Here is a 13,980-nt window from a genome sequence, read left to right on the forward strand (position 1 = left end):
GCGACGAGGCCGTCAGTGCACCACCGGCCCGCCCGCCTTCTTCCAGGCATCGAGGCCGCCGGCGATATGCGCGGTGTTGAGAAGCCCCGCCTCCTTTGCAGCCGCAACGGCCATCGCCGAGCGTTCGCCGAAAGCGCAGAAGAACACCACGCGGCGGCCGCTAGCGGCCGCGACCTCGCGCAGCATGCCGCCGGGCTTCAGGCTCTCCTCGACGGAAGGGTAGGGCGTGTGCAGCGCGCCTTCGAGCATGCCGTGCTTCATCCGCTCATTGGTCTCGCGCAAGTCGACCAGCAGGATGTCGGGCCGGCCGAGGCTGCGGATCGCCTCGATCGCGCTGAGCGCGCGGCCTTCCTTCTCCAGCTCTTCCTGATGCAGGCCGACATGCATGTTGGCGGGGATCGCCACGTCCATCATCTTCGGATTGGGCAGCTTCAGATTGGCCATCAGCTCGACATATTCGTCGACCGAGCGCACCTGGAGCCGCGGATTGTAGCGTCTTTCCTCGCCGATGGTGGAGACGGTGTCGCCCTTGTAGTCGTGGGCCGGAAACACCATCGTCTCGTCCGGCAGCTTCAAGAGGCGGTTGAAGATCGAATCGTATTGCGCGCGCGCCGAGCCGTTCTGGAAATCGGTGCGGCCGGTGCCGCGGATCAGCAGCGTGTCACCGGTGAAGACGCGGTCGCCCATCAAATAAGAATAGGAATCGTCGGTGTGGCCCGGCGTGTACATCACGTCGAGCGACAGGCCCTCGATCGTCACCTTGTCGCCGTCGGCCACCCGCATGGCGACGACGTCGGCCTTGGTCTGGTCGCCCATCACGGTCATGCAATGGGTGCGATCGCGCAGCTCGCCGAGGCCGGTGACGTGGTCGGCATGCAGATGCGTGTCCACCGCCTTGACCAGCTTGAGGTCGAGCTCGCGCAGCAATTGGCAGTAGCGGTCGACCTTCTCCAGCACGGGGTCGAGAATCAGCGCCTCGCCGCCGGGGCGGCTGGCGAGGACGTAGCTGTAGGTGCCCGAAACGCTGTCGAAGAGCTGTCGGAAGATCATGGCAGGACCCGGCTTGGAACTGAGTTCCAAGATTCTACTACAATACGGGTCGGAAAGAGAAGTAATTCACTGCATGAGCAGAAAAATTTAGAAGATTATTATTATGGTCGCATGATCGCGGACAAAACACATCATCCCAGTCCTGCAATGCCTGGATTGCCTTCGACGCCTTTCAGCGTCACGCCGGAGCCGAGCCGTTCGGGCATCATCCGGCCCGAGCGCAGATATTTGCCGACCACGTCCCACACCGGCGCGCCCTGCTGGCCGTTGACTGAGGCCCAGCCCGCGACCTTGTAGCGGTGGCTGGCGTTGAGCGCCTTGCCGCTACTGATCTTCAGCTCCGAGATGCGGCTGCCGATCGCAGCGTCCGGCGTGCAGGTGTAGCTGAGCCCGCCGGCACGGACCATGTCGCCGCCCTGCTGGTAGTAGGGATCGGCGTTGAAGAGGTTGTCGCAGACGTCCTCGAGCAGGTCCTTGATCTGGGCCCCCGTTATCTCCTGCACATAGGTCTCGGGATAGGTGATCGCGGTTTCCGCCAGCAGATCCTCCATAGTCATGGCCTGGCCGGACAGCGCGGTGACGCCCCAGCGGAAGCCCGGCGACAGCGCGATTTCGGCGTCGAGCTCGGTGCGCAGCGCGGTGCAGATCAGCTCGTCCATGGGGCCGGAGAAATTGCCGCGGCGATAAAGCAGCCGGTCGGGCGTCGCGATCTTTTCCGACCAGTCGGCCACGTGCGGTGCACGGACCCGGCCGATCAGCTCGGCCATCGCCGGATCGGGCTTCAGCAGCTCCGAATAGACCGGCAGCAGACGATATCTGGCATCGCTGACTTTGCCGCTGTCGAGCGCGAGATCGAGCACACCCAGAAATTTCCCGTTGGAGCCGGCATTGGTGACGAGCGTCGTACCACCTGCGTTCTTCACCGGCATGGGCTGCGGCACGGCATCATGGGAGTGGCCGCCGAGAATCACGTCGATGCCGGTGACTCGGCTGGCGAGCTTGAGATCCACGTCCATGCCGTTGTGCGACAGCAGCACGACGGCGTCGACCTTGTCGGTGCCGCGCAAGGCATCGACATGCTTCTGCAACTCCTCCTCGCGGATGCCGAAGCTCCAGTCCGGTGTGAACCTCCTGGGATGCGCGATCGGAGTGTAGGGGAAGGCCTGGCCGACGATCGCGATGCGATGCCCGCCGAGCTCCTTGATGACGGAAGGCTTGAACACGCGCCCAGTGGCCTTGTCGAAGGCGGGCGCGTCGTTGAACGCGGCCTCTTCGGTCAGGAACACGTTCTGCGCCAGGAACTCGCCCTTGAAACGCTCGAGATTGTCGCGCAGCGTCTGCTCGCCATAGGTGAATTCCCAATGGCCCGTCATCGCCTCGATGCCGAGCAGATTGGCCACCTCGACCATGTCGCGGCCCTGCATCAGGTTGGCCAGCCCCGTGCCCTGCCAGAGATCGCCGCCGTCGACGAGCAGCGAACGCCGCTCGCCGACATCGGCGCGCAGGCGATCGACCAGTGTCTTCAGATGGGCAAAGCCACCGAGCTTGCCGAAGCGGCCTGCGGACTTCTCGAACTCGAAGCAGGTGAAGGCATAGGCATCGGCGCTGTCGGAGCGGATGCCGAAGCGCTCGAGAAAGGCCCGGCCGACCAGATGCGGCGGCCGTCCCGCCATCTCGCCGATGCCGATATTGACGCTGGGCTCGCGGAAATAGACCGGATTGAGCTGCGCATGCGTGTCGGTGATGTGCAGGATGCGCGCATTGCCGAACCGTTCGAGGTCGTAGATGCTGGCGGCGTCAGCGCCGCGGGCGAGCCGCGGCAGGCCAATCGTTGCCGCGGCAAGGCCTGCACCTTTCAGGAAATCGCGGCGGCGGATCGCCATTCAAGAATTCTCCGCGCCTCTCGTGGGGACTGCGTTCACCGCGGGGCAGTCTAGCGGATTTCCATCGCCTTCCAGGCTTCTTTTTCGGAAACAGCCTGGAAGATCGACGCCCTCGCCAGCGCTTCGGCTTCCCTGGCCGCGGCCACCGCACGGCCGAAATCGCCGCCATCGGCAGCCCTTTTCGCGGCAGCCAGCGCAGATACGGTCACCGTCCACTGGTTGCGCATGCCCGCCGCCTCCTTGGAGGCGGCTTCGGCGGCCGCATAGGCCGCCTTGTAGTCCGCCTCACTCGCCGCGCGCGCGGATGGCGCAAGGCTCAAGGCGAGCAGCATGGCCAAGCCAAGTGACAGCTTCATGGCCGTGCTCCCGGTCCCGAGATCGGCAGGCCGTTGGCGACGTAGGACAGGAAATATTCGACGTCGCGATATTCATCCGACTGCGGCTCCAGTGGAACCGCGCGGGTCTGGCTGTTGCAGGTAATGAAGCGGCGGCTGGTCGTGCCCATGCCGCTCCATTCGGAGCGGTAGATCGGCATCGCGTTGAGGATGCCGAGCGCTGGGGCGAGGGTCTCGGCGCGGATGCGCTCGCCCGGGCTCTGCACGTGGCAGCTCGCGCAGGAGAAATTCATCTGGCCGCGCCGCGTGTAGAAATAGCGCTTGCCGTTCTCGTACGCCGCCAGCGCGCGGGGATCGTCGGGGATCTTGATGTCCATCAGCTTGCCGCGCGAGGTGTAGGCCATGTAGGCGGTGAGCGAGGCCATCTCGTCCTTGATGTAGGAATAGGGCGCCTCGCCATTGGCCTCGCGGCAGCGGTTGAGCGCGAGCTCCAGCGTGATGACCTTGCCTTCGCCGCTGTCGAAGTACGGATAATTCTGGCGGATGCCGATGCCGCCGTTCGGAAAGCAGTCGGCATAGGTCTTGCCGTTCTTGAACGGGGTCGAGAACATCTCCTTGCCGGCCTCGAGCGCGAACTCGTAAGGAGGGAATTCCTCCTTCTCCTGCCACTGCCGCTTCATGTCCTCGTTCATGGAATACGGACCGTTGACGAAATCCTCGTGCTTCACGTTCGGAAATTTCTGGAAGAAGAAGTTCTGGAACGCCTTGGCGTCGGCGACGGGATCGACCTTGTCGGCAGCGATCACGCGCGGCGCGGCGAGCGCGAACGCGACGAGCGCAGCGCTGAGCGAGCCCAGCAGGAGGTGGATGCGGGCCTTCATCACGCGATCTTAGCGGTGGTCGTATCCGAGCCGCCCTTGTTGTCGGTCCAGGAGATCTTGAGCTCGTCGCCCTTCTTGGCGCCCTTGAAGCTGAACTTGACGTAGGGGTCCTTGGAGACCGCTGTGCCCCAATCGGCGACGAACACGTCCTTGCCGTTACATTCGAACTTCAGCTGCTGGATGAAATGCGCCGGGATCAACTCGCCCTTGGAGTCCTTGACGAGGCCGGTGTCCATGGGGTGCTGGATCAGCGTCTGCACCTCGGTGATGTCGCCGGTCGATGTTGCGCGCACGCGAATGCTGGATGCCATGTCGAACTGCCTCGCTTAGCCGCCGCAACCGCCGACGGTGACCTTGACCTCCTTGGTCGCGCTGTAGAGCTTGCCGTCGGCCTCTACGATCGCGGTCAATTTCGTGGTCCTGGCCATCTTGAGCCGGTTGGCGACGGCAGGGATCGTGCCATCGGGAATCCTGTAGCTGGCCGCCAGCGCGCTCGGGTTCTCCGCCACGAAGAACGAGATCGAGGTGACCTTGTCCAGCGTCGTCGTCACCGAGATCGGCACGACGCCGCCGTTCTCGGCGATCTCCGGCGCATCCAGCTTGACCTTGTCCGACGGCTCGGCGGCCTTGCCGTAGAGCGCCTTGATCGCATCCGCCTCGCTCTTCTGCCTGAAGGCCTCTTCCGGATATTTGTCGTTCGCCGCGGCGCGCGCGGGCGCGAACGGCAGATTGCCGAGGCCGAGCAGCGCCACGGAGGCAGCGCCCTGAAGGATCAGGCGCCGCGTCGGATGAGGCCTCCAATGAGGCTTGGGGGTCGTGGTCATCTCAAGTCTCCTAGGGGCCGCCGGCGGTTACAGGGTCTGCAGGAAATCAACAATCGCGTTGATCTCCTGCTCGGTCAAAATCCGGTTCCGGCCGAACGGCGGCATCATGGTTTGCGGATTGCGCTTGGTCTCGTCGAAGATGATCGCGGTGAGCTCATTGCGATCGGGGTATTTGGCCTTGATGTCCTTCAGCTCCGGTCCGATCGTCCCCGGCAGGTCGCCGCCTTTGATGACGTGGCAGGTGAGGCAATTGCCCTTGCCGCGGTCGAAGGCGAGCTTCTGGCCTTCCGTCACGGTGGATTGCGCGCCCGCCGAGGCCATTGCCGCGCCGGCGAGGAGGGCCAGCGCAGCAAGCAGAGCGGGCTTGCGAGGAAAGGCGGTCAAGGCATCGTCCCGGCGTTATCTCGATGATCTCGTTTGCGGAATTGTTCAAAAGCACAAAGGCCATCGCCTGACAATCAAGACTATGCACGCGGTGAAATGGAGTTAATATCCTGCGCATTGCAACTGACGAGATAGTTCGTTCATTCGGATGGGCGTGAACTAGTAGATTATTCTCGGACGTTTGGCCGCCTTTTCTGGTTCGCATTTTTTGGGGACGTCACTTGGCTGAATATGTGGTCGAATTTGGCAGGGATGGCGGACGGGTCGAGCCGGATGGCCGGCTCGATGCGCCTGCCTTCCATCGCAATCACGAACCGATCTGGGCAGCGCTGGAAAAGCATCTCGCGGATGCGACCGGCAACGTCGTGGAACTCGGCAGTGGAACCGGGCAGCACGTGGTGCATTTCGCCCGCCACACGCCGGGCCTGATCTGGTGGCCGAGCGATCTCAACCAGCGCCACCTCAAGAGCATCGAAGCCTGGCGCGTGCATGCCGGCCTGCCGAACATCCGTTCACCCCTGCGCATCGACCTCACCGATCCCGACTGGTGCCCGGAAATGAAAAGCGGGCAGGGGCCGACCAGCCTCGCGGCCGTGTTCTGCGCCAATGTCATTCATATCGCGCCCTGGGCCGTGGCCGAAGGCCTGTTCGCCGGCGCGGGCCGTTATCTGCGCCGCGACGGCAAGCTGTTCCTCTACGGCCCCTTCAAGCGCGACGGCAAGCATACCGCGCTCAGCAATGCGGTGTTCGACACCTCCTTGCGCGAGGGCAATCCCGAATGGGGCGTGCGCGACGTCGTCGACGTCGAGAAGCTGGCGAAGGCGGCAGGCCTCGGCCTCGTCGACACGATCGAGATGCCCGCGAACAATCTGACGCTGGTGTTTGCAAGAGGCTAGGAGGTCGTCATGCCCGGGCTTGTCCCGGGCATCCACGTTCTTCGGGCGGTAAGGCAAGGCGTGGATGGCGGGGCCAAGCCCGGCCATGACGATGTGGAGACGTCAGCGCACCCAACTCTAGCCTTCATCCCGCCACCCGATCTTCTCCTTCAAGAACCGATAGCCCAGCACCTCGAAACGGGCGCGCTCCTTGTTGTCCTTGCCGTAGCCGTGGCCGCCTGCGGGCGGCTCGTAGAACCAGGCCTCATAGCCCATGGCCTGCAGCTTTGCCGCCATCTTGCGGGCATGGCCGGGATGGACGCGGTCGTCGCGCCGCGTCGTTGCAATCAGGATCGGCGGATAGGACCGGCCGGCTTTCACATTGTGATAGGCCGAGTATGTCTGCAGCCATTCCCATTCCTCCGGCTTGTCGGGATCGCCATATTCCGCGATCCAGCTCGCGCCGGCGAGCAGCTTGGTGTAGCGGCGCATGTCGATCAGCGGGATGGTACAGAACAATGCGCCGAAACGCTCGGGATAGCGCACCAGCATGTTGGTGATGAGGATGCCGCCGTTCGATCCGCCCTGCGCGGCGATGCGTTTTGCGCTCGTCACACCGCGGCGGACGAGATCGGCCGCGACCGCGGCGAAATCGTCGTGTGAAAGCTTCTTGCCGGCAAGCCGTCCGGCATCGTGCCAGCGCGTGCCGAACTCGCCGCCGCCGCGCAGATTCGCCTGCACAATCGTGCCGCCGCGCTCCAGCCACAACTTGCCGAGCGAGGAATTGTAGTACGGCTTCACCGAGTGACCAAAGCCGCCATAGGCGCTCAGATAGACCGGCGCATCGCCGGTCTCGCCGGCAGGGCCCGTCTGCACATAGGGGATACGCTCGCCGTCAACGGAGATCGCCTCGTGCTGCGTCACCACGAGGCCATCGGCGGTGAACGTCTTCGGCGCCTGCTTCAGCACGATCGGGCTTGCGACGCCGCGCTCGATCAGCAGCAGCGCCGGCGGCGTCAGCGGGTCCTGCACATTGGCGAGCAGATCGCCATTGCTCTCCGATGCATGGCGGTCGAGCGGCCAGACATCGACGACGCCGATCTGCGGCAGGCCGCCAAGTGTCTCGCGGCTCCAGCTAGTGGCAGACGGTGTGCAGATCTCGAAGCGAGGTTTGAGCTCGTCGAGAATCGACATCACCAGCTTTCCTTCCGCCCAGAACAACCCTTGCAGCGCGCGCCGCGGTGCGGGCTCGAACAGGACGACAAAATCGCGGCTGCCGGCGAGGAAGGCCGAGAGCAAGATGCCGAGCACGGTGTCGGTGGCATAGGTCCGGCCATCGACCTGCCAGTCCTTGCGTAGCTTCATCGCGAACCAGTCGCCATGCGCCTGCATCCAAATCCCGGTCGGCAGATCGAGCTTCGTCGTCGTGCCGGCCGCATCGCGCAGCCAGATGGCGTGGTTGAAGAAGTCGATCTGGTCGACGATCCAGACCCGGGGCGCCGCTGCGGTGTCGTCGGCCATGCCATAGATCACCATGTGATCGGCGGTGGTCTCGATGACCATCTGTGCCTGATCGACCGGTTGGCCGCGCCGCCACAGGCGGACGGTGCGCGCATAGCCCGAGCTCGTCGCCATGTCCTCGCCATGCGCGCTTGACAGCAGCAGCGTGTCGGCATCGAGCCAGTCGACGCCGCCTTTCGCTTCCGGCAGCGCAAAGCCGTTCGCCACGAAACTTTTCGTGGCGAGGTCGAATTCCCGCAAGGTGACGGCATCGCTGCCGCCGCGCGACAGGCTCAAGATCGCCCGCGAGCTTCCCGGCATCGTGGCGATACCGCTAAGCAACCAGTCCTCATCTTCGCTTCTCGCGAGCTGGTCGATGTCCAGCATGGTCTCCCATGCCGGATCGGCTTTGCGAAATTCCGCAAGCGAAGTCCGCCGCCACAGGCCGCGCGGGTTGGCGGCGTCTTTCCAGAGATTGTGCAGGTCGTTGCCGCGCCGGCTGACATAGGGAATGTTGTCAGGTCGGTCATAGATCGCCGCGAGGATGTCGCGATCGTGCTCGAAGGCCTTGCCGCCGAACGCGGCGAGCGTCAGGCTGTTCTGCCGCTCGACAAAATCGAGCGCCTGCCGGCCCTCGATCTCCTCCAGCCACAGCCAGGGATCGTCGTCGGGCGCTTGAAGCGTGGGCCTGTCGTCGACGGACATGAAGGTAACTCCCGGAAGATCGCGGCGGATAGGATTTGATCGAGCGCAAGCCGTCAAGGGTGCGCAGCGTTATCATTCCAGCGATTGCGTCAGGGGCATGGCCCGCGCCCGTTTGCGCCGGTTGCCGGCCCTCTCTCACCCCTCCATAGTGCCGCGAATCAACAGAGCCCTTTGGGCGGAAATGCCGATGCTGGACGTGACTGCAGCCCATGAGATCGCCGACGATGTCCGCGCGCGCGCCAACGTGGTGCGCCTCGCCGCCGCGCAGGCGCTGACCGGCGCCAACTCGGCCGTGATCTTCGCCACCGGAGCGATCGTCGGCGCCACGCTCGCGCCCGACATGTCGTTCGCGACCGTGCCGATCTCGATGTATGTGGTCGGGCTCGCCGCCGGGACGCTGCCGACCGGCGCGATCTCGCGCCGCTTCGGCCGCCGCGCCGCCTTCGTCATCGGCACGGGTCTCGGCACGCTCACCGGCCTGCTCGGCTCGCTCGCAATTCTGCGCGGCTCGTTCGCGCTGTTCTGCTTTGCTACCTTCCTCGGCGGTCTCTACGGCGCGGTGGCGCAATCCTATCGCTTCGCCGCCGCGGATGGCGCCAGTGCGGCCTACCGGCCGAAGGCCGTGTCCTGGGTGATGGCGGGCGGCGTGTTCGCCGGCGTGCTCGGTCCGCAGCTCGTGCAATGGACCATGGATGTCTGGCAGCCTTATCTGTTCGCCTTCAGCTTCCTGGTGCAGGCCGCCGTCGCGCTGATCGCGATGAGCATCGTCGCCGGCGTCGATATGCCGAAGCCCGCGCCGGCCGATCTGCACGGCGGCCGGCCGCTGCTCACGATCGTGTCCCAGCCGCGCTTCATCGCGGCAGCGCTGTGCGGCGTCATCTCCTATCCCATGATGAACCTGGTCATGACCTCGGCGCCGCTTGCGATGAAGCTGTGCGGCCTGTCCGTGTCCGATTCCAATTTCGGCCTGCAATGGCACATCGTTGCGATGTACGGGCCGAGCTTCTTCACGGGCACGCTGATCGCGCGCTTCGGCGCTCCGAAGATCGTCGCCGCCGGCCTGCTGCTGGAAGCGGGCGCCGCCATCATCGGTCTCTCCGGCCTTACGGCGATGCATTTCTGGGCGACGCTGATCGTGCTCGGCGTAGGCTGGAATTTCTCCTTCATCGGCGCCTCCGCGCTGGTGCTGGAGACGCATCGCCCGCAGGAGCGCAACAAGGTGCAGGCCTTCAACGATTTCCTGGTGTTCGGCATGATGGCGATCGGCTCGTTCTCATCGGGCCAGCTGCTCGCCAATTACGGCTGGTCCGCGGTGAACCTCGTGGTGTTCCCGCCGGTGGTGCTGGGCCTTGCGGTGCTCTCGCTAGTCTCCTGGGCGAAGCGCCGCAAGGCGCGGCTGGAGGCGGCCATGGGCGAATTCCCCGACGCCGTGTGAGTGGCGGGAGGTTGTCAGCAGCGTTGACACTTCGATCCAGGTCGAAGTGATTTTCTGAGGAAGGTTATTTAGATGTCGTCATGGCCGGGCTTGTCCCGGCCATCCACGTCTTTGCGAGGTCGGAAGAAGAACGTGGATGCCCGGAACAAGTCCGGGCATGACGGAGCAAAACAAACGGCAGATGAAATGCTCGACAATCCTCAGACCCCAGCGGCCCACGAATCCTCGCTCCGCTATGAAGGCTGGCGCATCGTCGCGGTCTGCTTCCTGCTCGCCACCTTCGGCTGGGGGCTCGGCTTCTACGGCCAGAGCGTCTATGTCGCCGAGCTGCAGCGCGCACGGGGCTGGCCGGCCTCGCTGATCTCCTCCGGCACCACGTTCTTCTATTTGTTCGGCGCGCTGCTGGTCGTCTTCGTCGGCGAGGCCGTGCGGAAATACGGTCCACGGCTCAGCCTGATCGCCGGGACGCTGGCGATGGCGTCCGCCGCGGTCGCGATCGGCGCGGTGCGCGAGCCCTGGCAGCTCTATCTCGCCAATGCCGTGCTCGCCTTCGGCTGGGCCGGCACCAGTCTCGGCATGATCACCAACACGATCAGCCTGTGGTTCGACCAGAAGCGCGGCATGGCGATCAGTCTCGCGCTCAACGGCGCCAGCTTCGGCGGCATCGCCGGCGTGCCGCTGCTGGTAGCATTGATCGGCCATATCGGCTTCGCCGGTGCGATGTACGCCGCCGCCGGCGCCATGCTGATCCTGCTCGTGCCGGTCATCCTCCTTCTCGTCGGCCGCCCGCCCGATCGCCACGGGTGGCAGGCGGCGGCGAAGGCGAAGCCGCAATCATCGACTGAGATCCGCGCCTGGGCGCTGCGGGACGCCGGCTTCCTCACGGTGACGATCGCCTTCGCCCTGGTGCTGTTCGCCCAGGTCGGCTTCATCGTGCATCTGATCTCGTTCCTCGATCCCGTGATCGGACGCGAGCGCGCCGCCGTGGCCGTCGCGGTGCTCACCGCGATGGCGGTGGTCGGCCGCGTGCTGTTCTCGCTGGTGATCGACCGCATCAATCAGCGCCTCGCGTCCGCGCTGTCGTTCCTCAGCCAGGCCGCCGCGCTTCTCGTCGTCGTCAACCTGCACAACGATTACGTGCTGATCGCGGCCTGCGCCGTGTTCGGCTTTTCGGTCGGCAACCTCATCACGCTGCCCTCGCTCATCGTGCAGCAGGAGTTCGACTCCGCCGCCTTCGGCGTGCTGATCAGCCTCAACACGGCGATCAACCAGGTGACCTACGCGTTCGGTCCCGGCGCGGTCGGTTTCCTGCGCGATCTCTCCGGCGGCTATACGCTGCCCTTCTATCTCTGCATCGCGCTGGAGGTGATGGCGGCGGCGCTGATCATGGTGCGGGGGAAGCCGCGTCTCTCTGAGATGACATCCGCTTAGCGCGGCGTCGGAGCGTGATCCGGAAAAGTGTGTAGCGGTTTTCCGAAAAGATCATGCTCAAAAGAATAACCTAAAGCGCGATGACGATCCCAATCGGGTCGCGCTTTAGTCCGCGACGATCTTGACGCGGTCGCGCACCTTCACCTGCGCGGTGCGATCGAGGCCGTTCAGCACGCGGAAGCGCTCGGCGGGATGGTCGACGCCGGCCATGCGGTGGGAGAGCGACTCCACGGTATCGCCGGGCTGCACAGTGATGACCTTGATGCGCAGCGGGCGCGCGGCCTGGATTTCCTCCAGCGTCAGCCGCCGGAACGAGTTGACGGTCTCGCGCGCATTCCGCTCGCTCTCGGTCGATTTCTGCCGTGCCGCGAAGATGAAGCGATAGACGTCGCTGCCGAAGCGCAGCGCATAGACCTTGAACTGCCACTGGTCGCCCTTGGCGGTGGCGGACGCCGCTGGAAAACCGTTGACGGTGAGATCCTCGGTCGAAGCCTTCTCGACGCCTTCCATCCAGCCGGAATTGAGGTAGTCGCCGAGCGACTGTTCGGCCGGCACGCGCACGACGTCGAAGCGCATCGCCTGCGCGCCGCCCTCGCGGACGCCGATCACGGCCTGCGCGGTGTTGTCGAGCGTGAAATTGTCCGGCGCCTGGAAGGTGAAGCCGAGCTTCGGATGCAGGAAGCGCCGGCCGCGGACAAAACCTTCGCTCGGGTCTTCGCCATAGACGAGATTGTCGATCGCGGCGAGATAGCTTTCGCGATCGCGCTCGGCGCCTTCAGGCGCGGTGTATTGGCGGGCAATGTTCTGCGCGTTCTGGACGCGTTCCGGAGTTGCCGGATGCGACGAGGTGAAATCCTGCGCGCGCGGATCGAGCGAGCTCTTGCCGGCCTTCAGCTCGGCATTTCGCTCCATCGCGGACAGGAAGCGCGCCGCGCCGTACGGGTCGAAATGCGCCTTGGCGGAGATGCCGACGCCGATGCCGTCGGCCTCGAACTCCTGCTTGCGCGAGAAGCTCGCCATGGTGAGCTTGGTCTTGGCCAGCGCCAGCGCGGTGAGGTCGGGATCGTTGCTCATGTCGGTGACGACGCGGGTGACGATCGCGGCCTGGCGGGCCTGGTCCTCGCGCATCGCCGCGTGCTTGGATAGCACATGCGCCATCTCGTGGCTGAGCACGGAGGACAATTCGGAGGTGTCGCTGGCGAGCGCGAGCAGGCCGCGCGTGACATAGAGCTGGCCGTTGGGCAGCGCGAAGGCGTTCACCGCCCCGGAATTGAGGATGGTGACCTTGTAGCCCTGGTCGGGCCGCTCGGAGGCCGCGACCAGCCGGTCGACGGTCTTGCTGACGAGCGCCTCGAGCTTGGGATCGTCATAGGTCCCGCCATAGCTCGCCAGGATGCGCTCGTGCTCCTTCTCGGTGGCCGGGGTTTGGGCGACGGCGGGCTTCGGCTTCGGCATCGCGACGGCTGCCGGGGTCGCCGCAGTCTGGAACCGGCCCATATCGCCGCAGCCAGCGAGAAGTCCGCCCAGCGCAAGGCAAAGCGCGGCCGGCGCAGCCCGCAGGCGGCGGCAATCGCCCAGTCCGTGCCGTTCTAGCACCCCATTCACGTCGTTTAACCCGTGCCCGGCCTGTCTTAAGGCCTTACCCCTGTCGGCTCGTTTGCGCCCAGCAACTCGATCTGCCCCACGAGGCGTACATCGATGCGTGGCCCCGTATTCCCCTCAACCCAGCCCCGAACGCGAATACGCCGATTCTCCAGGGACTTAAGGGCCATACCAGCGCTTTCGAACGCCGCTAGCGTGCGCTTTGAAATAGTCACGGCAAAGCCGCGTGTCCAGTTTCGTCCGAAGTTGAGGTAGGTCGTTGCCCCAGCTTGCCGGACCGACAGGACTTTGCCTTCGACCACCGTAAAGCGCCCGATCTCCGCCAAAATATCGTCCGGACTTTCCGCGTTTTTTATGGCCGACGGGTCAGCCCAGCTGCCCATTTTTTGGCGCCGCGCCGCAGCTTCGGACGCCATCAGGGCGGCCGCGCAGTCCTTGTCCAGGATCTCGGCGGAGGCGATGGCATCGCCCCGAGCGAGCAGCATGGCCTGCACCGAGATGTCGCCTTCGCCGATGAAGACAAGCGCACTCTGGCGGCCGTAGCGATCAGGCGTGTCGTCAGCGCTCCGCAGCATCACGTCGTGGCCGGCGAGCAGCGAGGTCAGCGCCTGCTTCGTGGTCGCGGTCGGCGCGATGCCGCTGAGGCGGATCTCGCGCCCGTCATCGAGCCGCACGCTGCGCGCATCGACGATGGCAGCGACGCGGCCTTCGCCTTGGGACTCGAACTGGCAGGGGCCCGCGAATGCCGAGCTACTTGCGACGAGAAGACATGCGACGATGAAGCGAAGCCGTTGCGTCACGTGATCCGGAGAGGTTGCATTGCAGCCCGACTTTAACTCATGCGTGGTGAGACGCGAAGGGGCTTTCTCACACCCTTCATTGCGAGGAGCTCTTCGCGACGAAGCAATCCAGACTGTTTCCGCGGACGCATTTCTGGATTGCTTCGCGGAGCCTGTCATCCGGCCGCGCTTCGCGCGGACCCGTTGGCTCGCAATGACAATGCGGGGACAGCTTCCGTCCTCGCGGCATTCCGCTTTGCGGAAAGCGCGCATTGATCATTCATCTGCATCGCACC

13 protein-coding genes are annotated in these 13,980 nt (G+C 64.8%); 3 read left to right on the forward strand and 10 right to left on the reverse strand.

From position 1 onward, the window contains the following. Nucleotides 1-12: 12 nt before the first annotated feature. The 7 genes from I6F36_RS27330 to soxX all read right to left on the reverse strand — a co-directional run bounded on the left by I6F36_RS27330 (nt 13) and on the right by soxX (nt 5,357). Complete coding sequence (locus I6F36_RS27330; protein WP_225127113.1) at nt 13-1,050, reverse strand: MBL fold metallo-hydrolase; 1,038 nt, start codon at nt 1,048-1,050, stop codon at nt 13-15. Nucleotides 1,051-1,181: 131 nt separating this feature from the next. Beyond that, nucleotides 1,182-2,933 carry a thiosulfohydrolase SoxB gene (gene soxB, locus I6F36_RS27335; RefSeq protein WP_225172545.1) on the reverse strand — a complete coding sequence of 584 codons (1,752 nt, stop codon included), beginning with the start codon at nt 2,931-2,933 and terminating at the stop codon, nt 1,182-1,184. 50 nt (nt 2,934-2,983) lie between these two features. Further along, on the reverse strand, nt 2,984-3,289 hold the full coding sequence (locus I6F36_RS27340) for a hypothetical protein (RefSeq protein WP_036014604.1): 306 nt from the start codon (nt 3,287-3,289) through the stop codon (nt 2,984-2,986). Then, entirely contained in the window at nt 3,286-4,149 is an 864-nt protein-coding gene (gene soxA, locus I6F36_RS27345) for a sulfur oxidation c-type cytochrome SoxA (protein WP_225172546.1), read from the reverse strand. The genes I6F36_RS27340 and soxA overlap by 4 nt, the downstream gene beginning before the upstream one ends. Continuing rightward, nucleotides 4,149-4,460 (reverse strand): thiosulfate oxidation carrier complex protein SoxZ, encoded by a 312-nt coding sequence (gene soxZ, locus I6F36_RS27350; protein WP_036014600.1) that lies wholly within the window; start codon nt 4,458-4,460, stop codon nt 4,149-4,151. Before soxZ ends, soxA begins: the two co-directional genes overlap by 1 nt. Nucleotides 4,461-4,475: 15 nt before the next feature. Then, on the reverse strand, nt 4,476-4,973 hold the full coding sequence (gene soxY / locus I6F36_RS27355; protein WP_036014597.1) for a thiosulfate oxidation carrier protein SoxY: 498 nt from the start codon (nt 4,971-4,973) through the stop codon (nt 4,476-4,478). Nucleotides 4,974-5,000: 27 nt separating this feature from the next. Continuing rightward, nucleotides 5,001-5,357 carry a sulfur oxidation c-type cytochrome SoxX gene (soxX, locus tag I6F36_RS27360; protein WP_225172547.1) on the reverse strand — a complete coding sequence of 119 codons (357 nt, stop codon included), beginning with the start codon at nt 5,355-5,357 and terminating at the stop codon, nt 5,001-5,003. Between the two features lie 221 nt (nt 5,358-5,578). Here soxX and I6F36_RS27365 point away from each other — a divergent pair, with 221 nt between their 5' ends. Continuing rightward, nucleotides 5,579-6,253, forward strand: coding sequence for a DUF938 domain-containing protein (locus I6F36_RS27365; RefSeq protein WP_036014591.1), 675 nt, complete (start codon nt 5,579-5,581; stop codon nt 6,251-6,253). Nucleotides 6,254-6,370: 117 nt separating this feature from the next. Here the strand turns inward: I6F36_RS27365 and I6F36_RS27370 are convergent, their stop codons facing one another. Further along, complete coding sequence (locus I6F36_RS27370; RefSeq protein ID WP_225172548.1) at nt 6,371-8,437, reverse strand: prolyl oligopeptidase family protein; 2,067 nt, start codon at nt 8,435-8,437, stop codon at nt 6,371-6,373. 187 nt (nt 8,438-8,624) lie between these two features. On the opposite strand from I6F36_RS27370, the gene I6F36_RS27375 reads away from it, so the two are divergent. Then, a complete protein-coding gene (locus I6F36_RS27375) occupies nt 8,625-9,872 on the forward strand; it encodes an MFS transporter (protein WP_225172549.1) in 1,248 nt (415 codons plus the stop codon). 186 nt (nt 9,873-10,058) lie between these two features. Then, complete coding sequence (locus tag I6F36_RS27380; protein ID WP_225172550.1) at nt 10,059-11,303, forward strand: MFS transporter; 1,245 nt, start codon at nt 10,059-10,061, stop codon at nt 11,301-11,303. Nucleotides 11,304-11,408: 105 nt separating this feature from the next. On the opposite strand, the gene I6F36_RS27385 is transcribed toward I6F36_RS27380, so the two are convergent. Beyond that, entirely contained in the window at nt 11,409-12,800 is a 1,392-nt protein-coding gene (locus tag I6F36_RS27385) for a M48 family metalloprotease (protein ID WP_074448070.1), read from the reverse strand. 134 nt (nt 12,801-12,934) lie between these two features. Next, entirely contained in the window at nt 12,935-13,705 is a 771-nt protein-coding gene (locus I6F36_RS27390) for a thermonuclease family protein (protein WP_225113658.1), read from the reverse strand. Nucleotides 13,706-13,980 lie beyond the last annotated feature (275 nt).

The sequence above is a fragment of the Bradyrhizobium sp. BRP19 genome, from assembly GCF_020194195.1.
Lineage (GTDB): Bacteria > Pseudomonadota > Alphaproteobacteria > Rhizobiales > Xanthobacteraceae > Bradyrhizobium > Bradyrhizobium yuanmingense.